Origin of the sequence: Sphingobium sp. B2, from assembly GCF_007693735.1 — a bacterium.
In the GTDB taxonomy this organism is placed as follows: Bacteria; Pseudomonadota; Alphaproteobacteria; order Sphingomonadales; family Sphingomonadaceae; genus Sphingobium; species Sphingobium xenophagum.
In genome coordinates, this window is the sequence record NZ_VDBZ01000001.1 from 53624 (window position 1) to 77573 (window position 23950).

Consider the following 23950-nt stretch of genomic DNA (forward strand, 5'->3'; position numbering starts at 1 on the left):
TATTCCCGCTGCGTTTTTTGTCTGCCTTAAGCTGCTGGCGCAGTTAACAAGGCTATTCTTTCTGCCCCTGGCCGCTGGCCGGGTAACCTCCCAGATCAAGTGCCGCCAGTTCGCCCAGGGCCTCGGTCGATCGCATGGCGATCCAGGGACCATCAAGCGCCTCCGGTGTGAACGCATGGAAAGGTTTGCCGGACGTCCGCGCGTAAGGCGTGCTGCTTACCGACCGGCGCAACTCCCGCTTCAGGCTCTGGGCCGTGCCGGCACCGTCCTGCGCCAACGCCCGCCGCAAATGTATCGCGGCCCCCCTGACATTCAGCTTGCCGAGACAGTTTCGCGCCAGTTCGACATGCAATCGCGCCAATTGCCTGTGGATGATCGGTAGCGCGTTGCCGCCAACCTCGCCCGCGACGATTTCAAACATGGCTATATGCGACCGGATCATCCGCTCGACATGGGTGGACATGGCGCCCGGCGATCGGCGATAGCCGGTCAGGAAAGCTGGCACACACGCGAAATTGAAGCGTCGCGAGAGCTGGAGTTGCAGCATATAATCCTCGCAGCCCTGCAACCCGCGGTCGCGTAGCGATGCGTCATAGCCGATGCTGTCCAGCGCCTTGCTGCGAATGAGAGGCGTACTGCCGTTGGAAATGAAATTCCAGGCGAGATGGCGGTGGAACACGCGGCCTTCCAGCCTGGGGTGCGGCGATCCGGAAATCACCATGTCATTATGGTCGATCCGCCGGAACCAGTTATAGGCGAGCGCAACGTCCGGTCCGGATTCGTTCAACCGCGCCAACTGGCGCGACAGTTTTTCGGGATGCCACAGGTCGTCGGCGTCCAACGGGGCTATGAAATTACCCCTGGCTTTGGATACGCCCAGATTGCGCGCCCGCGCCACACCCCCATTGTCCTGGGCCAGTAGCCTTATGCGCGGATCGCGTGTCGCGATCGTCTCTACCAGCACCCGGGTGCTGTCCGTCGATCCGTCATCGACGACGATGATTTCACATTCGACGGCTACCTGCCCCTGAGCGGACGCCAGCGTGCGACCTATCGTGTGCGCCGCATTGTACGCCGGGATGATGATTGATATGAGGTCCACCATTGCCTAAGGTGTCGAAGCCTGTCTATTCGACATGGGTCATAGATGACATGTCAATTGCCGGGCCATATAGCCCCCAGCAAGCCCATGAGGAAAGTCCAGTTTGCGCATTGGATACATATCTATCGCGAGCCCTTTCGACCGCGCATCATGGAGCGGCGTTCCCTGGTATAGCCATAATGAGGTAAAGGGGCGGTTTACGGACACGCATGTCATCGACACGCCGCGTCTGGACAAGGTTGTCACGCGCCTCGCACCGCTTGCGCGCGCGGGCATACTCGTCAGCCGGGAACCTTTGATCGCAAAGGCGTTCAGCCGTTATGTCGACCGACAGCTCGATGCGATCGCGCCGGACGTGATCGTGGCGGTCGGCGCGGCGCATAAGCTGGCCTATATCAATCCCAAATGGCCGATGGTCTATATCGCCGACGCGCTGTTCGGGACGATCATCAACTATTATGACCAGTATCGGACCTTGAGCGCGCGGACCCGGCGGGTGGGCGATGATATGCAGCGCGCGCTGGTCAATCGGCCCAACAATATCCTGATGATGACGTCCCAATGGGGTGCCGACATGGCGGCCGCTGATTATGGGATTCCTGCCGATCGGCTGATGCCCACGCCCTACGGCGCCAATCTGGAGGTGGACCCCGGCTTTCAGTCGCCGGTGACGGATGGGCCGCTCAGACTCTTGTTCGCGGGTTATGCCTGGGAACGAAAAGGGGGGCCGCTGGTGCTGGAAATCTGGCGAAAGCTGCGGGAACGAACGGGCAACGCGGAATTTCATATCGTCGGGTGCCGCCCGCCCGAGGCCGAAGGGCTGGATGGCGTCCATGTCCACGGCCTGTTGCGCAAGTCGGTGCCGCAGGAATATCGCCGGTTCGTGGATTTGTTCGCTCAATCCTCTTTCTTCCTCATGCCGAGCCGGCAGGAAGCCTTCGGCCTTGTCTATTGCGAAACGGCGGCTTTCGGCCGCCCGGCGGTCGGGATAAGCACCGGCGGCGTCACCACGATCGTGCGTGATGGCGAAACCGGGCTGCTGATGCCGCCGGGGTCGTCCGCCGAAGCCTATGCCGACCGGATTCTGGGCGTCTGGTCGGATTCAGCCGCCTATACCCGCCTGTGTCACGCCGCGCGCCAGGATTATGAACGGAGGCTAAACTGGCGGGCCTGGGGCGACCGGCTGGAAATCGCGCTCCGTCGGGCGACGGGCCGATGACGTCCGCGGGCGGGCCGGTTCCCGCATCGGTGCTGCCCGCCTCTTCCACGCTTCAACATGACGCGGCTCCGCTCGACATGCCCCGGGGGCACAGCAATCAACTCGATTCGTGGCGCGCCCTGTCGCTCATCGGCATGCTATTCACCCATTTCTGGGATTTGAACGCAATTTACGGCCCGCTCGGCGTGCGCATGTTCTTCGTCATCAGCGGATTTCTGATCACCGGTATTCTGCTGCGGGAAAGCGCAAAGCTGCGGCAGGGGCATGGTGTCCGCCAGTTGCTCACGACCTTTTACGTCCGCCGCGTGCTGCGGATCGTTCCCGCGCTCTATCTGGTCCTCGTCCTGGGCTGGCTATGCGGCATAGATGGCCTCGCCGAAACGCTGCCCTGGCACTTCCTCTTCGCCTCCAACATCCTGTTCACGATCAGGGATGCGTTCACGCCATGGTCGGCGGCGCATCTGTGGACGATCAGCGTTGAAGAGCAATTTTATCTGTTGTGGCCATGGGCAGTGCTGTTCCTGTCGCGACGGGGCCTTGTGCGGTTCCTGATCGGGATGATCCTGATCGCGCTGTGCGGTCGGCTGGGCATGATGCTGGCGCATCAGGACGGCGCGCGGCTTCTCGCGCCCACGCCGCTGTCGTTCGATGCGCTTGCGGCGGGGGCGTTTCTTGCCCTCGCAGTCGATTCTGGCTGGATGACCGTGGCGCGGGCAAAGGCGATGAATATCGCTGCCATAGCCGTCTCCATCGGGCTGGCGAGCACGCTCATCTGGCCGGTCAGTGGCGCCTTTGTCTATGTCGCGACGCAAGGGCTGGCACTGTTGCCCATGGCGGCTCTGGTCTGGGCGGCGGCGCGGGGCATGACCGGGGCAGCGGGCTGGCTGCTGTCCAATCCGGCGCTCGTGTACCTGGGCAAGATAAGCTACGCCGTCTATCTCTATCACTATTTCCTGCTGGCGGCCTATTATCAGTGGGGACCGGCCCTGGGTATCCCCATCCTGCCCGTCGGCGCTCTGCGCTTCTTCCTACTTTCCGGGGCGACCATCGCATTGGGTTCCGCCTCCTGGCATTTCGTCGAGCGGCCTTTCATGAAAAAGAAGACGCGTTTCCACTATGTCCAGCCCGGTGGGGCGACCGCGTAAGTATGTATTCCTGATGTGTGCATTGCGGGATCGTTAACGCGAGAGCCAAACAAAGATCATCTCTCTGGCTTGCCGCATTGCAGCATTGTCGTTATCATAAGTCATGTTTGGGGGACTTATGGCAGATCGACGGTTCGATTATATTGATGCAGTGCGAGGCATTGCCATCGCCGGTGTCATTTTGGCACATGCAGCATCGATCACGAAGGTCAGCGGTCCCCTGAGACAGGTTACCTATCTTGGCGGCATGGGCGTTGAGCTTTTTTTCGTCGTCAGTGCCTTCACCATTTTCCTGACCTATTCGCGGGCTGTCGAGCGTGAAGATCATCCGGTGCGCAATTTCTTCATCCGAAGACTGATGCGTATCGTTCCCGTCTATTGGCTCGGGATCTTTCTCTACACCGCTTTTTTCGGGCTTGGCTCAAGGGGCTGGCGCGATGGACCGGAGCTTTGGCATTATCCCCTGCATTTGACCCTGACGAATATATTTTCGCCGACAGCAATGAGTTCGGTGGTGCCCGGCGGATGGTCGATCAGCGTCGAAGTGATGTTCTATTTCACGGTGCCGCTGTGGTTCCTGCTTGTACGCAATCTGCGGCAGGCGATCACGTTCACGATCCTGGCGATGGCCGCCGGGCTGGTCATCACGAAATTGGGCGTCACCTATCTTACGCTGCCCGGCGTCAGTCCGGCTCTCAAGGCGGAATATTTCTATCGCAGCTATCCCAGCCAATTGGCATGTTTCGGCTTCGGTATGATCCTGTTCTATCTGCAACCGGTGCTGGCCGGGCTGGACCGGAAAAGAGCTGTAAGCCTCATTCTCCTAGGCTTTTCAGCGCTATGCGCGGCCGCGGTCTTTTTGCGCCTGGTTCCCAAAGCCCCCCATTATCAGATGGCGCTGGCATTCCTGTTCCTCGCCTCGGGGCTGGCGCTGGTTCCCTGGCCGGCCATCGTCAACCGCGCGACCATCTTGCTGGGCCGCATCAGCTATTCGGCCTATTTGCTGCACTTCTTGGTGATCAAGGGACTGGTCACTTTTCTGCCGCTCGGCGGTCTTTCGCCGGTGCAGAAGTTCGCCGTGATCCTACCGCTGGCCTTTATCTGCACGATACCACTCGCCTACCAATCCTATCTCCATGTGGAGCAGGAGACGTCGCGTCTGGCGCGCAAGTGGATTGATGATCTCAAAAATCGCACCGGTCCCACCGCGGCCTGATCGGTTTGCGCGCGGCCAGCGGCTGTCATAATCGTGGCGCGCGTTGGCCGATGGGAGCTTACACCAAGCTGTAATGAATCATGCGCGATGCTGGTTGATATTATCCTGCGGCTTCAGCGCGATCATGCATACGCCAAGCTATCGCGGCGCGTAACGTCCTCCGGATTGGCGGCTCGCCATAGAGAGCGATCACCCAACTGAACATGCTGAGCGCGCCTAGTGTGGTGCCCAGCGCGAGTATGGGAGGGAAGCCAATGCCAACCAGTTCGCGCGTTATCCAGATGCCGACGGAAAAATGGATAAGGTATAGCGGATATGTTGCCAGACCAAGGCCGCGGATGATCGGCAGAAATCGCGGTGGCAGGCGCATGAAAACGCTATTATATTTCACCGACAGGAAAATCGCCGCAATGCCGATGGCCAGCACCGCCGTCGCTACTGGCCAAACCTGCGCCAGGATGATCGGGCTGTTCGTGACTCTCTCGCTCATGCCGGTAGCGTGAAGGCGCGTTTCGAGAATACACCCGATCAGCGAAAGCAGGACGCCAAACAGGGAAAGTCCATCCAGTCCATTCCTGAAATATTGCCGGATAAACATGCCGAGCGCGAAATAAACGCCATAATTCAGCAGGGTCAGTCGCCAGATGCCGGCTTCCAGAAAAGTAAACCGCCCGCTCACCGTCATGATTGCCAGCGCCATAAAGCTGAGCAGCGCCATGACCACCGCCAACAGTCGGACATGGTCCATCGCCTTCGACACGACGAACAGAAATATGATCGTGTAGAAGACGATCTCGACCCCCAATGTCCAATATTGGCCGTCGATGAACGGCCCGGTGGGGACCAGTGCCATGGAAAACAGATAGCGCCCAACCCCGTGGATCAGGTCGTTGATCAGCAACACCAGCGCGGTTATCGTGGCACATATCCATACGCCCGGATAAAGCCGCAAAATGCGGCTTCTGAAAAAGGAGAAAGGCGTGGCGTTCTCGGCCGAACTGCTGATGACAAAGCCGGAAATAACGAAAAAGATTTCAACTCCGACCCAACCGAACCAACTGAACGCCGCCAATTCCGGTATGGCATAGGCGTTTCTTAGCATGGCTTGCCCGCCACTTGTGGGCGATGCCCAGCAGGCGAAACCGATGTGAAATATCGCGACTAAAAATGCCGAGCAAAAACGAACGAGATCGATGCCATAATAGTAGTTCTTCGAATCTCCAGGCATGTATCCCCACAGTCTAACTCAATCGTTTGAACCGCGCCTTGAGCTTGCGGATGCGCTGGCGGGCCAGCAACTGGACGATGTCATAGTCGACCATCGCGCGGATATAGCCCAGATAACGTCCCTGCCGCCGCAGCGATCGGGCCGTATTGGATTTGTGGGCGACGCGGAAGCTGTCGATGCATCGCTGGATCTGATCGCGGGTCAGGGCGTCGGCATGATGCATCAGCTTCTTCAGTTCGGCGATGACGCTGACGAAGTCGGGTTGCGACCGCGAATGGGGGGAATGCTGCCCGCTCAATTCCCCCACACGCATGGTGTAAAGATAAAGGCCCTCATCCGATAAATAAGCCTTGGCCCCGGCCAGCAATTGCTGGCCCATGAATACAAGATCCTCGCCATAGCGCAGCGATTCCATGTAGCGGATGCCGTGCCCGCGCAGGAAATCGGTACGCATGAGCGGCTTGAGCAGGGCGAAAGTGAAACCGCCGTTGAAGATATTATGCTCGAAATAGCAGCGCGCGTCCAACGCCGCCAGCGGCGTTGCCGGCTGATGGGCGAGGCGAACCTCCTGCTCCTGGCCGCTGTCGTATAGCACCAGATTGTCGGCGACCAGGTCGGCCCCTTGCTCGCGCATGATGGCGCATAGCCGTTCCAGCCGCTCCGGCTTCCAGCCGTCATCAGCATCCAGCAGCGCGACGACCTCGCCCTGCGTCGCGTCGAGTCCATGGTTGCGCGCGCCCGACGGCCCAACATTGCGCGTCAGCGGCAATAATTTCACGCGGTCGTTCCGCGCTGCGATCGCGCGCACGACATCGCGCGTATTGTCGGTGGACGCGTCGTCGATCACCAGGATCTCGAACGGCGAAAGGGTTTGTGCCAACGCGCTTTCTACGGCCCGTGCAATGGTATCTGCAACATTATAGCTCGGAATCAGAACTGAAACGCGCATTGCCGAGATCATGCTCCCTGGTGATCGGGTGGAACAGGTTTAGCTTGGCGGCATCCATTGGACAATTACCGTCGTCGATTATAAGGTTTCTGGAACATGAACGGCTATTTCAGCCCGGTCGCCTTGAGCGGCCGTGCCAACAACCGTGCATTGTCACCCCGACCCAGCCAGTCTCGCAGTGCAGCGGCGCCGTTGTCGCGCGCCATGGCGACGGTGCGGTTGTTGCTTTGTTGAAGATGCGCCGACGGGGACAGCACATAGGCGGTGGCGCGGTTGCCGGTCAGGCGAACATCATTGGCAATGCCGATGCGAATCCATGACTTCTGCCCCGGAAAACCGATCACTACATTATTCTCGAAAGCGCCGCCCGTTACGCCGCCTGCGGCCAGTCCGTTGTACATGGCGCCCAGCACGGCATTGTTCCTGACGACCAGATTTTCAAACGGGAACTGATTGAACGTGTCGCGGATGAAAATTCCCTGTGCCGTCGCCCCACTGCCCCGCATCACCAGATTAGCTTCGATCAGGATATTGCGTGCTGCCGCCTTCGTATTGGTCGTCCACAATTGGATGCCGTCGGGATGATCCTTCGGCTTGGGCTTGAAATTGGTGAAGACGTTGCCGCGAATGACCAGATTGGATGCCCCCCCGCCACGGATGCCGTCCGTACGGATGAACTGGAAGGAGTTGCCGCTGAAAGTCAGACCATCCCCGCCCAGAAAGGATATGCCGTGAAACACTTCGTGAAAGTCGCTGTCCGACACTGTGATGTTGCGCGATCCCCGGATCATGATCGGGGAAACATCGTTGCCCGGATTGCCATCCAGCGACCCATGCACATCGATTCGCCGCAGGGTAATGTTGGAACTGGATTGAATGGTAAAGGCGAACATGCCTTGTTCGGCAGGCGCGTTGAATTCCAGGTCTTCGAGAATGATGCCGCTGCTGTTCGACATTCGCAATCCGGTCAGCACGGCGGGGCGTTGCGGGTCGCGCGATGCCACGACCAATGGCTTGCCGAATTTCTTGCCCTTGATCGTCACGATATCGTAGCGCCCCGGTTCGAGCAGCAGGCGGCCGCCATCACGCGCGAACCGGACGGCACCCGAAAGGCTCGCCGCGTCGGTGATCCTGGATGGGGCGCCCCGTTCGTTCGCAACCGCAGCGATGGCGGCCGGAAACCCGAGCATATCCCATCGAGAATATACATATCCCAACCCTGCGCCGCCGACAGCCAGCAGGGCAGTGACACCCACCATGACAGTGGCGCGTCGGCGGGTGAAAAAAGCCCCCTTCTTCTTCCCGTCGTTCATGCGATCAATCATGCGAATCCTAAATCTTGGCGGGGATAAGCGGAAAAGGGGCGACCGGTGCCCCACCTATATACCCAAAAGGGCCGAAACGATATTCTAATCAAGTTATGGACCCGAGAAGGTGACGTTCCCATGAACGTTGGCCGCTGCGCAACGGCGTTTCCCGTTCTTGCTGTAATTTTTGTCGCGCAGTCCGATGCTGCGTTGTAAAGCCTTTCGCAGGTGTGAAGCAAGCGGCAGGGAATATGAATGACTGATCCATCATCGCCGCTTAATACGGAAAGAAGCGGCGCCCATCTAGGGCATCGCGTCGTCAACAGCGCTCTCATCCTCTGGTCGCTCAACATGGCGATGCGCGGTCTGCAACTCGTGACGCTGGCGATATTGGCGCGCGTGCTTACGCCGGCGGATTTCGGCGTGGTGGCGATCGCGACCACAGTCATGATCATCCTCGAAGTGCTGACCAACGTCCAGATCGGCAGCGCGCTGGTGCGTGCCCGCGAACTGGACGCTTCCCACCTGGCTACGGCCTTTACCCTTAACATGCTGCGCGGCTTCGCGATGGCGGGGCTGCTGGCGGTCGCGGCCGCGCCCCTTGCCCGCTTCATGGAAGCGCCCGGTCTGGAGGCAATTTTCTACGTCCTGACGATTCCGACCATTCTCAACGGCCTCAATAATCCCTATTTTACGCTCTATTCGCGCAATCTGGACTTTCGTAAGGATTCGCAGCGGCGGATGCTTAGTGCGCTCACAGGCAATATCGCCTCCATCTTGCTGGCGCTGCTGCTGCGGACCTATTGGGCACTCGTTATCGGGCAGGTCGTGCAGGCGATCGTGATCCTGGCACTGTCATATTGGCGCGTACCCGGTCGGCCAGGCGTTTCGCTGAAGCATCATCGCGAAATGCTGGGCTTCGGCTTCTGGCTGCTGATCCAGAATCTTTTCCTGCAACTAGCCCTGCGGATCGAGATATTCTTCATCGGCAAGGTTCTGGACGCCAACACCGTGGGCGCCTATTCAATCGGCAACCAGGTTAACACGATGGCCACAGGCGACGTTATCCCCACATTGACCCGTGCCATGTTCCCGGCCTTTTCCATCATGGGCGACGATCCGGAACGGGTCCGCCGTAATTATGTGCAGGTGCAGGCGGCCGGACTCGCAATTGCCCTGCCGATCGGCTTCGGCCTCGCGCTGGTGGCCGAGCCTCTGATCTACCTGTTGTTCGGCCATGGCTGGGAACTGGCGATACTGGTTGTCCAGATCATGTCGCCGGTGTCTGCACTTCAGACGGTGGGGGCGGGCGTCGAAGCGCTCGCCATGGCCATGGGCAAGGTCAGGATGCTCGCCATGCGGTCGGTCCTTTACATGATCCTGCGAACCGCGCTGATGCTGGTGGGCTATTATTATGGCGGGCTGGTAGGATTGCTGGTGGGGCGCGCCGTGTCGGGCATTTTCCAGTCTTTTTATGGGCTTTCGCTAGCGGCGGTTCTCACCCGGCGGAACCTGTTCGCGCCGTTTCAGGCATCCTGGCGCAGCCTGGCAAGCGCCGCCATGATGTCCGCCGTCGCGATGCTGCTGCCCGATGCGGCGTTCCAAACGATGTCCGAACCCATGCTCGCCGTCCAGTTGATCGTGCGTGGCGGGGTTTGCGCCATCGTCTATCTGGGGACGCACGGACTACTCTGGATGATGGCCGGTCGCCCCGAAGGTGCCGAGACGCGCGTTGTGGGTCAGGTAAGCCGGCTGGTTGGCAAGCTGCTGCGCATGCGGGTGGGCGCGCGGCTGACATGGCCCCGCGCGGATCGATAAATGGCATTGCCTGCCGCTTCAGAATGTTGCATCGTTTTTGTGCATCGCAATGTCAGGGTAATCGCCGCGTAAGGCCACATTCGGGATAATCCTAAGATGATCGACGACGGCAGGATTGATCGCCGCACGGCCCTTCTGCTCGCATTGAGCGTTCCAGCCGCGACCGTTGCCACCGCGTCTGCGGGCGGCGCGGCCGACCCACTCTGGGCCTTGGCTGGTCATGCGCTGAACAGCCTGGGCAGTGCGGGCGCGAAGGCATTGTACGATCGCAACCGTACTCGCTTGGGGGCGCTTCGTGAGGGAGGTAGTGCACTCGCACAATCGAGCGCCGCCGATTTCCGCATGGGGCGCACATTGACCATCGGGGGCATATTGGTGTCCGAAGCGGAGGCGGCCGCCGCGCTCGACCTGCTCCATCGCGAGGGCCGCTTTTCGTGACGGCGTTCATCGACGCCCGGCAGGCCGACATTGCCCAATTGCCCGTCGCCGACCTGTGCATCGTCGGCGCTGGCGCAGCGGGCATCACGCTGGCGCTAGAAATGGCGGCGCGCAACCGCTCGGTTCTGCTCGTCGAGGCCGGCGCCTATGAGATAGAGGGCAAGACCCAGGCGCTGTACGTCGCGCCCAATACGGGCGTGCCCTATTATGATCTTGCCGCCTGCCGGCTGCGCTATTTCGGCGGCACAACCAATCACTGGAGCGGCTTTTGCCGCGCCAACGATCCGATCGATTACGAAGGCAGGCCAGAAATAGGTCTGCCCGCCTGGCCGGTACAGCATGACGCGCTGCTGCCTTATCTTGAAAGGGCAGCCACGATCCTGGGCATTCAGAGCAATTTCTTCAGTTCTTACGACCAGTTCAAGGCGAAGGGTCTTGATCCTGAACTGCTGATGGACCGCCATTCCAAGGTTCTTGTCACCAAGAATTTTCAGCTCGCCAAGAACATCCGGTTTCGGACCCTGTTCCGCAAGGATATCGAAGGTAATCCGAACATCCATCCGGTCGAAAATCTCAACGTGGTCGAGATCAAGCTGGATGAAGGCGGCAAGCGCGTCGATCATCTTCTGGCCACCACCACCGATGGCAAGACCACGCAGGTCCGGGCAAAGGCGTTCGCGCTCTGCTGCCATGCGATCGAGAATGCCCGCATCCTGCTGTCCTCAGATAGCAGGATGCCGGGCGGGATCGGCAATCGCCACGATCATGTCGGCCGTTATTTCATGGAACATCCCCATGTCTTCGCGTCGCGGATGATCCCTTCAGACAAGTTTCCGCGCGCTTATGACCGCTTTTATCTGCAACGCTATGGCCTGAACGCCAATCTGGGCATCACCGAAGCGGAACTGCGCAAGCACGGCATCATGAACTATTATTGCCGTTTCAACCCGGTCTCCTTCCGCGACAGTGAGCAGCTTCGCGCCGCCCGCAAGCTGCCGGCGGCAATGATGAAACCTGCTACATTCGGTCTGTTCCGCGACATGGCCAAATTGCTGTCGAACCTGCCGGGCACGACCAATTCGGTCCTGCGCCAGTTCGATCAGGAACGCGCGCCGCTTTACTACCAACTCGAACATCGCATCGAACAGGCGCCCAACCGCGATTCGCGCGTTACGATCGGTGCCGAACGCGACAAGCTGGGCCAGCGTCCCGTCACCTTTCACTGGGCGTTGTCGGACCTCGACGTGAAGACGATCAATGTCGGCCAGGACATCATCGTGCGGGAATTGAGCGCGCTCAACATGGGCCGGTTCGAGGTGGAGTCGATCACCATGGACATGCTCAAGCAGCGGGTGCTCGGCCATTATCATCACACCGGCACCACGCGCATGTCGGAAAATCCCAGCGATGGCGTGGTCGACGCCAATCTGAAGGTGCATGATGTGGATAATCTGTATGTCGGCGGCTCCAGCGTCTTTCCGACCACCGGCTATTCCGGGCCTACCATGACGCTGATCGCGCTGTCGGTCCGTCTCGCCGAACATCTGAGCGGCGGGCTGGGGAAGGCGTGATGCGTATCCTGGCGGCGCTCCTGGCCCTCATCCTCCCGCCGCTCGGCCTGCTCCTGTGGCGCGGGAGTGATCGTGCGACGCTGTTGCTGTCGATCCTGTGGCTGGCCGGCATGGCCGTTTGCTGGTTGCTGTGGGCAGGGCCGGGCCTTCTTCTTTGCGCGCTCGCTTCCGTGCTGGCGGCCGTCATCATTCTTTTCCGGCCGCGCCGCTCGCGCGTGGTGTCATCAACTCACTGAGGAAAGCCGTCCATGACGTTCAAGAGAGCGATGCTTTTTCTGCCTTTCGCACTGGCGGCCTGCGGCGGCGATGGCGTTGACAAGGCGGCATCGGCCAAGGTGGAGAAGGGCGCGCGGGTTTTCGAGCGCGTCTGTTCAGCCTGCCACGCGATTGGGGGCGGCAACCGGGTCGGGCCGGACCTGAAGGGCATCATCGGTCGTCATGTCGGCAGCGCACCCGGCTTTGCCTATTCCGATGCGATGAAGGCGGACGCGGCGTCGACCTGGAGCGACGAACGGATCAAGAGCTTCGTCATGGGGCCGCTGCAAATGTATCCCGAAGGCCGGATGGTGATTTCACCCATGTCGCCCGAGGATGCCGACGCGGTCGTCGCCTATATCAAGGACCAGTGATCACGCGGGCATCAGACAATCCGCATGACCTCCGCCAGCGGCTTGCGGCCGGACCGCGCCACGCTGAATGCGTCGGGCAGCGCGCCGATGGCCATCATCATGACCACATTCTCATTGTCCGGGATCAGGCCGATCCTGCGCACGCTGCGGTCCTGCGCGGGCAGCGCCGACCAATTCAGGCAGCACGCGCCATAGCCCTGGGCGTGGATGCCCAGCAGCAGGTTCATCGCGAATAGTCCACCGTCGATCCAGGGCTGGTATCGCTCCGACGGCTCCAGGAATTCGTGCAGGTCGACGGTCACGATGGCCAGCACCGGCGCGGTGTCGCCAAAGCCCCGATTACCGTTTTGGCAGGCGAGCAGTCGCGCCTTGAGCGCCGGATCGCGCACGAAATAGACCTTGCTCGCCTGACGGTTGCACACGCAGGGTGCCGCCTGGGCCGCCATCGCGGCCTGTTGCAGTACCTCGTCCGGTACAGGTGCGTCGGCGAACTGGCGAACGGAATGACGCGACCGGATCATCGCGAGCATATCCTGTGCGTCGACGCCGACCGGCCGTTCGCGTGCCAGGGTCGGCTCGGCCCGCGGTGACAGACCCCTTGCCTTCGCCGCATCCAGCGTGGAGCCGACGAAGGGGGCAGATGCCACGCCGACCCGCTCGTTGAACTGCTGGTAGCCGGCCAAAGCATCGACGGCGAACTGCATCTCCTGGTCCAGCACGTTGCGGTCGAAAGCGCGCTGCATCTTCTTGGACAGGTCCAATATGGCGTGCTGGCCAAAGCCGGGCCGTGGCTGGGGTAGGGCCAGCCCCTTTTCGATCATATGATAATATTTGGTGACGTCGGCCTTCATGGCCGACGGGACATCGTTCTTCAGCAGGGTGCCCGAATACCGCGCATAGCGCCTGGCGTCGTACAGCCAGCCCTGGCCGCATTTCAGCATGTCGCGCATGGTGCGGAACCAGCGTTTGGGCGCTTCGGGCACGAGCGCTTTGGCACGGATCTTGAAGGTGCGGAACGCGGACATAGGTTTCAGCCCTTGATGATCTTGCGCAGCCGGTCGAACGTATCGTCGATAATCGCCTTCTGCCGGTCCACTGCGCCGCGGATCTCGGCGCGTAGCCTGTCCTGGTTCGCCATGACATAATCGACGCGCTCCAGCGCCAGTCGGCCGATATCGCCGTTGGCCCATAGCGCGGGGTCGTTCGCCTCGATGATCAGGTCCGACCGGCCCAGCATGGTGCCGATGATGCCTTCATATTTCTTGCTGTATGACAGGGAGATGGCGGGTTTACCCATCTGGAAGGTGGAGATCGCCGGGTGCATACGCCCGGTGATCGTCAGCAGGCCATTGCCCAGAATGAAGCGCGCGCGCGTCTGGAGCACACGTTCGCGCACCGGAACGACCCGATCACGCAATGCGGGGTCGATCAACGCCAGCAATTTGTCGACATAGTCCGGCTCATGCCCGTACCAGTCGGTGAACGTGTGGGCGAACAGGCATATTTTGCGGCCCGCCATCGCGTCCGAGCGCAGCAGCGTCTCCGCGATCACGCGCCAGTTGTCGAGATAGGCGACCTCGTCCTTCGTATAATAGCCCGTCTTCTGCATCGCCGAAGCAACCAGCGTGACATAGCCGTCAGGCGCCAGGCCGTAGCGCGTCAGCACCTCGCGCTCGATCGCCTTGTCATGCTGGCGCGGCAGATCGGAAAAGGCCAGGTCCGCGCTCTGGATCACCGACGATCGCAGGCCGAACTCACCATGCAGATATTGTGTGCACCACTCGTCGCGCGGAAACATATGGAATTTGGGAAACAGCGCCTTGGTCGCGAGGCGGTTGCGCTTCAGGTTGAACGGTCCGGCAGTCTGGCCCAACAGCACGATCGGCGCATGCGATGCCCATAGCCGCAGCTTGACCAGTGTCTTCCAGACGTCGCGGGAATAATATTCGGACAGGTCGTCCCCGCCCAGCACGATCACCATATCGCGCCCCCGCACGTCTCCCGCACGGGCATGATGGACCAGTTTCTTAAGCTTATCCTTCATCGTGTAAGTGCCAGTGCGCACATAGCGCTTCAGCTTGATCCGATCCTCGCCGACGCCCAGTTCGTCCTGAATTTCGGTCATGTCGGTCGACGCGAAGAAATCGCATTCAACGGTGATCGGTTCGCCCAGCGCGCGCTGGAGACGGTCCAGTGTCACCAGTCCCATCATGCCCGTGCCGTAATTGTCGAGGCTCTGGAAAAACTGCACCATCACCGTATTCACGGAACACCTCATTAAATTGGGATCGGTCGAGGAGAACGGACTTAAATCGAACCGCTCATGCCGCACGTCAACATCGCTTGTGCCGCAGGCGGACTTCTACTTCAAGCCTTGCCGACTACTAGAGGCGATCCCGCCATGATATGGGCCCGCGACATCTGGACCTGCCAGGCAAGCGCCGTTTCGATGATGTTGTCGATATGTGATCGCTTCGGGGTCCAGCCCAATATGTCGCGCGCCTTGTCGGCCGATGCGACCAGCAGGGCCGGGTCGCCTTCTCGGCGGGGAGCATGCTCCACCTTTAGCCGGTCGCTGGTGGCGCGATTGACCGCTGCCGCGACCTCCAGCACGCTTGTTCCGTGACCCGTGCCCAGGTTGAACACGTCCGCCCCGCTTGCTATCGTCAACAGCCGCTCGGCCGCCAGCACATGCGCATCCGCCAGGTCGCAGACGTGGATGTAGTCCCGGATGGCGCTGCCGTCGCGTGTATCGAAATCCGTTCCGAATATCTTGAACGATCCGCCGTTCAGCGCCGCCGCGATGGCGAGGGGAATGGCATGGGTCTCCGGCTCATGATGCTCGCCGATCTCGCCTTCGGGATCGCAGCCCGCGGCGTTGAAATAGCGCAACGCGATCGATGCAAAGCCATAGGCTCGCGCATAGTCCTCCAGCATCCGTTCGATGATGAATTTGGACCAGCCATAAGGATTGATCGGCGATTGCGGATGGCTTTCGTCGATGGGCAGGCGAACCGGATGACCGTAAGAGGCGCAGGTGCTCGAAAACAGCAATCTGCCATGGCCGGTCGCCCGCATCGCCTCCAGCAGGGCCAACGTGCCAGCGCTATTATTCTGATAATAGATATCAGGCTGTTCAACCGATTCGCCGACATAGGCATAAGCTGCGAAATGGGCCACCACATCGGGCGCATAGCGCCGTAGCGCGGCCTCCGCGGCCACCCTGTCGGCAATGTCCGCTTCAACCAGCGGTCCCCATTTGACGGCGGACTGCCAGCCGCGTGACAGATTGTCGAGCGTCACGACATGCCATCCGGCGGCGGCGAAGGCTTTGCAGCAATGCGACCCGACATAGCCGGCGCCGCCCGTAACTAATACGGTCTTCATCCTCTATCATTCCCCTATTGCACCCAAGGCGGTGCTTTCATGACCAATTTGCGACTGGAAAAACATCGTCCTACACTTGTGCTGGATATAGTCTATACCGTGCCCGTCGCTAACATACCCTTCCGCCCGGAGCTATGGTGCCGGGCCGCTTGAATGATGCTGGACCCATCATGTCATAGCTAGGTGTTTAGTCCCACCGATATTCATTCCTCTGTACTGAATATCGAAGAGGAGGCGATCATCGTTGCCTTCCGCAAGCACACGCTGCTGCCACTGGATGATTGCCTCTACGCCTTGCAGGCCATGATCGCACACCTGACGCGCTCATCCCTGCATCGCGGCCCGCCAGGCTCACGCCATAGCTGCGACCGGAGCTTTGTAATTCTCTTGCTTGGTGAGCAGCGCCCATACGATGCGTGCCATTTTATTCGCAAGCGCGACCGTCACCAGCATTCGCGGCTTGCGAGCCAGCATCCCCTCCAGCCAGGAGCCCTTGGGAGCTCCTTTCTTGCTTGCCTGGAGGACGACGGCGCTGCTGCCGATGATAAGCAGGCGTCTGATCGTTCGCTCGCCCATTTTTGATGTGGCGCCGAGCTTCTGCTTGCCGCCCTTCGATTTCTGCAAAGGCGTAAGGCCAAGCCAGGCGCCAAAGCCACGGCCCTTGGTGAATGTTTCGGCTGGTGGTGCAAGCGCGGCGATCGCGGTGGCCGTAATTGGCCCTATACCAGGAATGGTCATCAGCCTGCGCGCTATCTCATCCTCAGGCGCGCGTTGCGATCTTCTTGTCGAGTTCGACGATCTTGGCATCTGGATCCGCCAGCAAATCCAGCATCAATCGGAACATGGTGCGGGCGGCGTGCGGAAGTGAACTTGCCATTTCCTCTTGCCGTGGCGAACCTGCAGCAGCATCCGGTCGCTGTCGATATCGCCAATCTTCAGGTTCACCGCTTCCGATACGCGCAGTCCCGCAGCATAGGCAGTGGTCAGTGCGGCACGGGACTTCAACGACGGCACCGCCTCAAGAAAGCGTACCACCTCGTCGGGGCTCAAGATCGCGGGCAACTTGCGACGCGTGCGCGCATAGGCGATCCGCTCGGGTATCTCGCCCCATAGAAAAAGCGCAATGCGCACACGGTCTGGTTCAGCGATGGCCACGAAATCCCCTGCGACACGAGATAGACCTGAAATGCCCGGACATCCTCCAACCCAAGCCGATCCAGTGAACGTCCAAAGTGACGACTGAACTTCGTGACGGCGTGAAGGTAGGAACGCTGGGTAGCCGGCGACAAGTTGCGCAACATCATATCGTCAATCATACGACGGCGCAGCGGGCTAACCGCTGTTGTGGTATCAGCCATGAGCTGGTCTCCCGATCAGGGGGTTGGTCTCAGCAACCAAACCTTCTCATCAGGAGGCTATTCCAGCCTATACCTACACATCTCCCGCGTCAGTGGGTTTGTTCAATCCTAAAAATCACACTTCTGCCAAAGTAGTGCTAGCGTCGACGACGTGCTATATTATGCCAATGAGCCACAACCAGACAGCTAGTGATCTTCGATATTATGCATATTCGCAATGATGAACCAAATCAGCTCAGGATAATACCACCGACCACACAGTATCCCACGACAAGCGCCGTGTAGCCGGCCAGCCGCGAAATCAACCAAAACGTAGCGTCGAGGGGCTGGTTCGGGCTGTTCGCGCTGAACCGGCTCTCAATCAGGCTTTGCCAGTCGGCGACAACACCGCTATTCGCAACGGTAGCACGCGGCGCTGTGCCATTGAAGGCATGCAACTCGTCAAAACGGGGAACGCTGGATTCGGGACGCATTCTTTTGCTCCAGTTGAGGCTTGTTTATGCGGGCAAAAAACTACCAAACCGCTACCAAACCGATCATCAGCCATCGCCGGCATAGCGAATCGGTGGGTACGCCTCGATGAAGGCGGGATGGCAATGGCGCTCCTCTGTAAAAAACAGCGGCGTTTGCGCAAATTTTGTACCACTTTGAAACAAATTTATGATAAAATACGTCCTCGAGCAGTTTAAAAAATAAAAAATGGAGGATGTGTGATGAAGGTGTGTTTGTTGTCACGTTCGGTAGATTTACCTAAGAATTGTTCTCGCCCTCATGAGATGGCGACCTATGAATCCGTGCTTCATTGGGTTTCGCGAGCTGTCGGTTACGTTGCACTAGGTGGTGCAATCGTCGCAAGCGGGGTTGTGATTTTAATGTAGCAGATTTAAACTGGCTATCTTGCATTTCGTCGCAATATAAATGCACGCGGCCAAAAGTTTCTTTGGGAAAGCTTGTTCTTTAGGTAGAATTGGTTAGTTTTGGGTTGGTTGCAGAAGAAGCTGCATCTGGCGAGTTAAATCGCCATGTGACTGCGTCTGAATATAGGAATTAGAGATTGACGGTGGAGGTAGAAGCTGCTGTCCGGTTGCCCCAATCAAGGTGTTGGGGCTCCTTGTCCACGCAATCAGTTCGAGTGACCGTCTATCTGCTCCAGATGCTTTTCGATCTTGCGGCATTGATCGTTGGCTTCGGTATCGCCGGATTGATTCGCCACGGTATGCTGGTCTTCGACGCGACCGCTCTGCAAAGTCTCTTGCCGATCTTCCTCGTCATAAGCTCTTATGCAGGCGCCTATTCCTATGAAGGCGTTGTGTCGCGCGAGGGAATTCACCGGGTTCTCACCGCGCTTGCGATCGCTTTTGCCTTTTATGCTCTTGTGCGGTTCGCCATCAAGGAAGCGCCGACACTATCGCGCACCTACATATTCGCGGGCATTGGCGTGGCGGCCGTTCTGCTTGTGGTGCAGCGCCTATTGCTGATTCGGTTCATCAGATTCCGGCTAGGCGCTCGCTTCATGAAGCTGCTACTAGTCATTGACGATCAGCCGATTCCGGTGCCTGACGGCTTTGATGTTATAGATATTGCTGACTATGGTGTAACTCCTGACGTCAACGATCCACGTGTCTTGGATCAGATATCGAACCTCTTGCTCGGGGCCGACCGGGTGGTCGTCTCTTCTGCAGTCGAACGCCGGGAAAGCTGGTCCTTGTATCTCAAGGGCATCGGCTGCAATGGGGAATTGCTGGTTCCTGAACTTCACAGTATTGGGCAGCTCCATGCCTCGGACGGTTCCAGCCTTGTTGGCATTCCGGTATCGACCGGTCCGCTCGATATCCGCAGCCGAATTCTAAAGCGGGCATTCGATCTGTGCCTTACGGTACCCGCTATCATCGCGCTGACACCCCTGCTGCTGATCATCGCATTTGCAGTCAAGGTCTCCAGTCCAGGTCCGATATTATTTCGTCAAGTTCGTATGGGAAGAGGCAATCGCCTGTTCCACGTTTATAAGTTTCGTTCCATGCGGACTGAAGCCACAGATGATGCTGGCAGTCGTTCTGCGTCGCGTGACGATAATCGCATTACGGCAGTTGGACGCTTTATTCGGAAGACAAGTATGGACGAGCTGCCCCAGCTTTTCAACGTTCTGGAGGGAGATATGAGTTTGGTAGGGCCTCGTCCGCATGCTCTTGGTTCGCTGGCGGGGGATGAATTGTTCTGGCGCATCGACCAGCGCTACTGGCAGCGTCACGCGATCAAACCAGGTATCACAGGTCTTGCCCAAGTGCGTGGGTTCCGTGGAGCAACAGATCATAGAAACGACCTTATGCAGAGGTTGCAAGCAGATCTGGAATATGTTTCTAACTGGTCGCTTGTTGGCGACGTCACCATCTTGCTGCGCACATTTTTAGTCGTGGTTCATAAGAATGCTTATTAACGTGGGAAACCACTGAGAGTGTTGGATAATAACTGCGGAAATGGCGTATTGCGAATGTTCATTTCAACTTGCTATGATAGCATACCGGCTATCGACTGCAGCCGGCTCAGCTATGAGACCTGTGCGTGGGTGGGCGTAGACAGGCGCGTCAAATGCTGATTCTATGGGCTTTCCAGGGAGGAGAACGGCCGTGGCGCAGCGTTCGATTGGTCAGGAGCGGTTTGGGTTTTCAGGGTCCGAGCGCACGACGTCATCGCTGGACGCGCTTGTATCGCTGATTGATTGGCACGCGGTCGCGGTTCTTCTCGATCCGCTTTATCCGGCCTCCAAAGGTGAGCCCGCCTGGCCGCCCCTGGCAATGTTCAAAGCACTTCTGTTGTCGATCTGGTATGATCTGTCCGATGTGAAGCTGGCTGAAGCCCTGGACGACCGCGCCTCTTTTCGCCGCTTCTGTGGGTTTTCCGCGAATGAGGCGACGCCAGAGCGTACCGCGTTCGTCAGGTTCCGTCGGCTGCTGGTCGCGCACCAACTTGACCGATCGCTGTTTGAAACCGTGACCATGCAGCTCAAGGCCAAAGCGGTGACGGTCAAGACCGGAACTCTGGTCGATGCCACCATCATTGCCTCGGCTAGTGAAGACGATGATGATGCGCGCTGGGTGAAGCACAAAAGAAAACGGGCGGTGCACGGCTTCAAGGCCCACGTGGGTGCCGACGCCGATACCGCGTTGGTCGAGGAAGTGTCGATCACATCGGCAAATATCAATGACGGCAAAGCAGGTCCCGGAGCCTTGCCCGACAATCCCGGTGAGGTGTTTGCCGACAGCGCCTATCGCGGCAATCACTTTTGTGATGCCGTGCTGGCAAAGGGCAGTCTTCCCCGGATCGTCGCTACCGGCATGTGGGGCCGCGACGAAGCTGAAACGCTCCGCAAGCTCCATGAATGGAATCAACCGATCCACCGCGTGCGCGCCCGTATCGAAAAGATCTTCGGTACATGGAAGCGATGCTACGGTCTGCGCCGAATGCGATGGCGAGGTCTCGCCAAAGCCGCCGTCCAAGTCCGCCTCACCGCCATTGCCTACAACCTCAAGCGCACGATGAATATTCTCTCCGTCCCAGCATGATATCGCCTCCGATCGCAAAGCGCAGGCCGGATCGATAACTCATCGAATATCTGCGCGATTGGGACTGTCAGGAATTTCGTGTGCGGCGAGGCAGTTGACCATCAGGCCGTCATAGCCCTGATGAAGCGTTCGCCGAAGAGTACGGCAAATTGAGCCTTCGCCATGTTCCACTCGCGCGGCGGCATTTTCCACTCTTTTTCCGATCGGTTCAAGATCAGATAGAGCAGCTTGGTGGCGGCCTCATCATTGGGGAAATGGCCCCGGGCACGAACAGCGCGGCGAAGCTTGGAGTTCAAGGCTTCTATCGAATTTGTAACCGGTATGAGGCTGTCGGTGCCGAAGTTCCTTCTGCGACTCACGGGTTGCGGCATATGGTGCGACCATCCGGGACAGAGGCACCGGGAGCACGAATGTGCGGGCAGGCCGATGTACATCATGAGCTGCGAGCTCGCGTTAGTAGCTGGCCGCCTCTGCGACTCACCCGGTTGCGCTGCGAGCGCGGATCCGTAGTTGTCGTGTCGCCCGCCGCTCCCGTCACTTTGGCTGACAGAAGGCGCTTATGCGACGCGTCATTGGCATTGATATCCACCGGACCTTTGGCGAGGTGGTGATTTGGGAAGAAGGCCGGCTCAGGAATGCCGGACGGGTCGATATGACCCGGACGGCGCTGGAGGGTTTCGGCAAAGGACTGCGATCTACTGACGAGGTCGTGATCGAGGCAACGGGCAACTGCATGGCGGTATCGCGGGTGCTCTCGCCGTTCGTGACCCGAGTGGTGATCGCCAATCCGCTTCAGGTGAAGGCGATCGCCCACGCGCACGTAAAGACCGACAAGATCGATGCGGGCACGTTGGCCAGCCTTTACGCTGCCGGATATCTACCTGAGATCTGGACGCCTGATGCGGCGACGGAGCGTATGCGCCGCCTGGCAGCGCGGCGCTTTCAAATTGTCCGACACCGTACGCGGATCAAGAACGAAGTGCATTCCATCCTGCACGCTCACCTGATCCCGCGCTGTCCGCATGCCGACCTGTTCAGCGGTGTTGGCCGTGCCTGGCTCTTGCGCCAGCCCGTGCCAGAAGACGAGCGTGGTGCTATCGAACGGCACATCCGCGAGCTCGACCGGCTGACCGATGATTTGGCAACCATCGACAAGGAGATCGCCGGCGACGCGCTCGACGATGACGCGATTGCCAGATTGCTGACCATCACGGGCATCAACCTGACCGTGGCAGCGGGGATCGTGGCAGCAATCGGCGACATCAACCGCTTCTCGAGCCCGCAAAAGCTGGTGAGCTACTTCGGCCTCAACCCGCGGGTGCGCCAGTCGGGGCTTGGAGCAGCCCACCATGGGCGGATCAGCAAGGTCGGCCGCAGCCACGCCAGAGCGATGCTGGTCGAGGCGGCATGGGCGGCCGCCAAAACGCCTGGGCCGCTGCATGCATTCTTCGTCCGCATCCGGGCCAAGCGCGGCCATCAAGTGGCGGCCGTCGCCTTGGCGCGCAAGCTGACGGTTCTGTGCTGGCATCTGCTGACCAAACAGACCGATTATCGTTGGGCGCGTCCTGCGCTGATCGCCAACAAGCGACGGGCCATGGAACTCAAGGCCGGAAAACCGCAGAAGAAAGGCAACAAACCCGGCCCAGCCTACGCCTACAACGTCAAGGCACTGCGCGATCAGGAAATGGATATCGCCCGTCATGCCGAGCAGGCCTATGAGCAGTTCGTTGCCCAGTGGGAGACAAGGCCAAAGGTGCGCGGACGCTCCAAACCGGCAGGGTTGTGAAAAGGCGGCCTGACGGAACTCGCAGCCTGGGTTCCGCTCTTCGCCACGGAGTCGCCCGCGCACCACCTGCATAGCACAATTTTCTGCGGCAGGTCTTGTCCATCTCATCCGTGGTGTAGACGATCCGCCTGACCTCATCAGGAAAGGCGAAAAATGGGATGACCTCGGGCCATGCCCGGCGCCAACTCTGGCCGATAGCGGGATAGCGCTGGCCCCAGAAGCTGGTCTCGAAGGCCGTCAGTGCCTCCTCAGCGGCCGCGGCATCGACGGCACGGTAGATGGCCTTCAGGGCCGTTCCGAGCGCCTTACGGTCTTTCCACGCCACGAAATCCATCGAGTTGCGCAGCAGATGGACAATGCACGTCTGCACCATCGCTTCGGGGAATACCGCAGTGATGGCGTCGGGAAAGCCCTTGAGGCCATCGACGACGGCCAGCATGATGTCCTCGACGCCGCGGTTGCGCAGTTCATTCATGACGCGCAGCCAGAATTTGGCGCCTTCATTCTGTTCCAGCCATAGCCCCAAGACCACCTTGGTGCCATCGGCCATGACGCCCAGGGCGATGTGGATAGCTTTATTGCGGACCATGCCCTCATCGCGGATCTTGACCCGGATCGCATCGAAGAAAACCAGCGGATAGGCCGGGTCCAGTGGGCGTTGCTGCTAGAGCTGATTGTGATCTGACGGAATCGTGGTGGATTTCCAAGGCGCGGGACTTCTGATTCGCTATGCTGGCTGTTGGAGGTTGGCACGGATGACCAGAGCTTATTCCCCGGATTTGCGCGATCGGGTGATCGCAGCGGTTGAGGTTGAAGGTTGGTCGCGGCGGGAGGCCGCGCGGCGTTACCGGATCAGCGATGCAGCGGCGGTGCGGTGGCTCTAGGCATTGCGGCAAGGGCGGCGCGGGGCCTTGGCGCTGTCTCTTATACACATCTAGATGTGTATAAGAGACAGGCTCAAACACCTCCTGCGAAAAGCTGGTGAGCGATCACGCGAAGGTCTGTGGAACCGCGTCGGGGCACTCCTCGACGACTTCCCTCCACGGCAATGCAAAAACTACTTCCGACATGCCGGATATGCTGCCGTATGATCACAAACTGCTCGAGGCCGCGACTTCCTCCAGGCCTGCGTCGGTGATCGTGCTGATCAGATCGGGCGAGGCCTCATTGCCATACAGGTCGCGCAGATGCCCGGTGATCTCACGGGTACTCATGCCGCGCGCGTACATCTGTCTCT

At 59.4% G+C, this 23950-nt stretch carries 23 protein-coding genes and 4 pseudogenes; 13 read left to right on the forward strand and 14 right to left on the reverse strand.

What is annotated here, in order from left to right; genetic code table 11:
* Positions 1-52 precede the first annotated feature (52 nt).
* Positions 53-1102, reverse strand: a complete 1050-nt coding sequence (locus FE851_RS00235; protein ID WP_186378716.1) for a glycosyltransferase family 2 protein — start codon at positions 1100-1102, stop codon at positions 53-55.
* 103 nt (positions 1103-1205) lie between these two features.
* Here FE851_RS00235 and FE851_RS00240 point away from each other — a divergent pair, with 103 nt between their 5' ends.
* The 3 genes from FE851_RS00240 (at position 1206) to FE851_RS00250 (ending at position 4682) form a co-directional block, all read left to right on the forward strand.
* Positions 1206-2321, forward strand: coding sequence for a glycosyltransferase family 4 protein (locus FE851_RS00240; protein WP_145198876.1), 1116 nt, complete (start codon positions 1206-1208; stop codon positions 2319-2321).
* Positions 2318-3466, forward strand: a complete 1149-nt coding sequence (locus FE851_RS00245) for an acyltransferase family protein (RefSeq protein ID WP_145198879.1) — start codon at positions 2318-2320, stop codon at positions 3464-3466. The genes FE851_RS00240 and FE851_RS00245 overlap by 4 nt, the downstream gene beginning before the upstream one ends.
* 118 nt (positions 3467-3584) lie before the next feature.
* On the forward strand, positions 3585-4682 hold the full coding sequence (locus FE851_RS00250) for an acyltransferase family protein (protein ID WP_186378717.1): 1098 nt from the start codon (positions 3585-3587) through the stop codon (positions 4680-4682).
* Between the two features lie 100 nt (positions 4683-4782).
* Here the strand turns inward: FE851_RS00250 and FE851_RS00255 are convergent, their stop codons facing one another.
* The 3 genes from FE851_RS00255 to FE851_RS00265 form a co-directional block, all read right to left on the reverse strand.
* Positions 4783-5910: an acyltransferase family protein gene (locus FE851_RS00255; RefSeq protein WP_145198885.1), complete on the reverse strand. Its 1128-nt coding sequence runs from the start codon at positions 5908-5910 to the stop codon at positions 4783-4785.
* 13 nt (positions 5911-5923) lie between these two features.
* On the reverse strand, positions 5924-6871 hold the full coding sequence (locus FE851_RS00260) for a glycosyltransferase family 2 protein (protein ID WP_145198889.1): 948 nt from the start codon (positions 6869-6871) through the stop codon (positions 5924-5926).
* 92 nt (positions 6872-6963) lie between these two features.
* Positions 6964-8172 (reverse strand): right-handed parallel beta-helix repeat-containing protein, encoded by a 1209-nt coding sequence (locus FE851_RS00265; RefSeq protein WP_186378719.1) that lies wholly within the window; start codon positions 8170-8172, stop codon positions 6964-6966.
* 249 nt (positions 8173-8421) lie between these two features.
* On the opposite strand from FE851_RS00265, the gene FE851_RS00270 reads away from it, so the two are divergent.
* The 5 genes from FE851_RS00270 to FE851_RS00290 all read left to right on the forward strand — a co-directional run bounded on the left by FE851_RS00270 (position 8422) and on the right by FE851_RS00290 (position 12622).
* Positions 8422-9984, forward strand: coding sequence for a lipopolysaccharide biosynthesis protein (locus FE851_RS00270; protein ID WP_145198895.1), 1563 nt, complete (start codon positions 8422-8424; stop codon positions 9982-9984).
* Positions 9985-10080: 96 nt separating this feature from the next.
* Positions 10081-10422 (forward strand): hypothetical protein, encoded by a 342-nt coding sequence (locus tag FE851_RS00275; RefSeq protein WP_145198898.1) that lies wholly within the window; start codon positions 10081-10083, stop codon positions 10420-10422.
* A complete protein-coding gene (locus tag FE851_RS00280) occupies positions 10419-11993 on the forward strand; it encodes a GMC oxidoreductase (protein ID WP_145198900.1) in 1575 nt (524 codons plus the stop codon). The genes FE851_RS00275 and FE851_RS00280 overlap by 4 nt, the downstream gene beginning before the upstream one ends.
* Positions 11993-12229: a cytochrome c-type biogenesis protein CcmH gene (locus FE851_RS00285; RefSeq protein ID WP_145198903.1), complete on the forward strand. Its 237-nt coding sequence runs from the start codon at positions 11993-11995 to the stop codon at positions 12227-12229. Before FE851_RS00280 ends, FE851_RS00285 begins: the two co-directional genes overlap by 1 nt.
* A gap of 12 nt (positions 12230-12241) precedes the next feature.
* A complete protein-coding gene (locus tag FE851_RS00290) occupies positions 12242-12622 on the forward strand; it encodes a c-type cytochrome (protein ID WP_145198906.1) in 381 nt (126 codons plus the stop codon).
* Positions 12623-12633: 11 nt separating this feature from the next.
* Here the strand turns inward: FE851_RS00290 and FE851_RS00295 are convergent, their stop codons facing one another.
* From FE851_RS00295 to galE, 3 genes are all read right to left on the reverse strand, one after another.
* Positions 12634-13647: a nitroreductase family protein gene (locus tag FE851_RS00295; RefSeq protein ID WP_186378720.1), complete on the reverse strand. Its 1014-nt coding sequence runs from the start codon at positions 13645-13647 to the stop codon at positions 12634-12636.
* Between the two features lie 5 nt (positions 13648-13652).
* Positions 13653-14888: a polysaccharide pyruvyl transferase family protein gene (locus tag FE851_RS00300; RefSeq protein WP_186378721.1), complete on the reverse strand. Its 1236-nt coding sequence runs from the start codon at positions 14886-14888 to the stop codon at positions 13653-13655.
* A 101-nt stretch (positions 14889-14989) separates the two neighbouring features.
* On the reverse strand, positions 14990-16009 hold the full coding sequence (galE, locus tag FE851_RS00305; RefSeq protein ID WP_145198915.1) for a UDP-glucose 4-epimerase GalE: 1020 nt from the start codon (positions 16007-16009) through the stop codon (positions 14990-14992).
* 207 nt (positions 16010-16216) lie between these two features.
* Between galE and FE851_RS00310 the strand changes: the two are divergent.
* Positions 16217-16348: pseudogene (locus FE851_RS00310) on the forward strand (IS481 family transposase); the annotation flags it as partial.
* 12 nt (positions 16349-16360) lie between these two features.
* Here the strand turns inward: FE851_RS00310 and FE851_RS00315 are convergent.
* The 4 genes from FE851_RS00315 to FE851_RS00325 form a co-directional block, all read right to left on the reverse strand.
* Positions 16361-16747, reverse strand: a complete 387-nt coding sequence (locus FE851_RS00315; RefSeq protein WP_409994493.1) for a transposase — start codon at positions 16745-16747, stop codon at positions 16361-16363.
* A gap of 93 nt (positions 16748-16840) precedes the next feature.
* Positions 16841-17164: a tyrosine-type recombinase/integrase gene (locus tag FE851_RS27145; protein WP_315850553.1), complete on the reverse strand. Its 324-nt coding sequence runs from the start codon at positions 17162-17164 to the stop codon at positions 16841-16843.
* Positions 17056-17367, reverse strand: a complete 312-nt coding sequence (locus tag FE851_RS27205) for a site-specific integrase (protein WP_222422926.1) — start codon at positions 17365-17367, stop codon at positions 17056-17058. Before FE851_RS27205 ends, FE851_RS27145 begins: the two co-directional genes overlap by 109 nt.
* Positions 17368-17597: 230 nt before the next feature.
* Entirely contained in the window at positions 17598-17840 is a 243-nt protein-coding gene (locus tag FE851_RS00325) for a hypothetical protein (RefSeq protein ID WP_145198918.1), read from the reverse strand.
* Positions 17841-18499: 659 nt separating this feature from the next.
* Between FE851_RS00325 and FE851_RS00330 the strand changes: the two genes are divergently transcribed.
* Entirely contained in the window at positions 18500-19801 is a 1302-nt protein-coding gene (locus FE851_RS00330; protein WP_261370814.1) for a sugar transferase, read from the forward strand.
* Positions 19802-19991: 190 nt separating this feature from the next.
* Positions 19992-20927, forward strand: a complete 936-nt coding sequence (locus FE851_RS00335) for an IS5 family transposase (RefSeq protein WP_145198921.1) — start codon at positions 19992-19994, stop codon at positions 20925-20927.
* Between the two features lie 101 nt (positions 20928-21028).
* Here the strand turns inward: FE851_RS00335 and FE851_RS00340 are convergent.
* Positions 21029-21250 (reverse strand): annotated as a pseudogene (locus tag FE851_RS00340) (transposase); the annotation flags it as partial.
* Between the two features lie 254 nt (positions 21251-21504).
* Between FE851_RS00340 and FE851_RS00345 the strand changes: the two are divergent.
* Positions 21505-22713, forward strand: a complete 1209-nt coding sequence (locus FE851_RS00345) for an IS110 family transposase (RefSeq protein WP_186378841.1) — start codon at positions 21505-21507, stop codon at positions 22711-22713.
* Positions 22714-22810: 97 nt separating this feature from the next.
* On the opposite strand, the pseudogene FE851_RS00350 reads toward FE851_RS00345, so the two are convergent.
* Positions 22811-23377 (reverse strand): annotated as a pseudogene (locus FE851_RS00350) (IS256 family transposase); the annotation flags it as partial.
* A gap of 91 nt (positions 23378-23468) precedes the next feature.
* On the opposite strand from FE851_RS00350, the gene FE851_RS26605 reads away from it, so the two are divergent.
* On the forward strand, positions 23469-23597 hold the full coding sequence (locus tag FE851_RS26605; RefSeq protein ID WP_261370815.1) for a hypothetical protein: 129 nt from the start codon (positions 23469-23471) through the stop codon (positions 23595-23597).
* A 228-nt stretch (positions 23598-23825) separates the two neighbouring features.
* Here FE851_RS26605 and FE851_RS00355 read toward each other — a convergent pair.
* A pseudogene (locus FE851_RS00355) lies at positions 23826-23942 on the reverse strand (transposase); the annotation flags it as partial.
* Between the last annotated feature and the right edge of the window lie 8 nt (positions 23943-23950).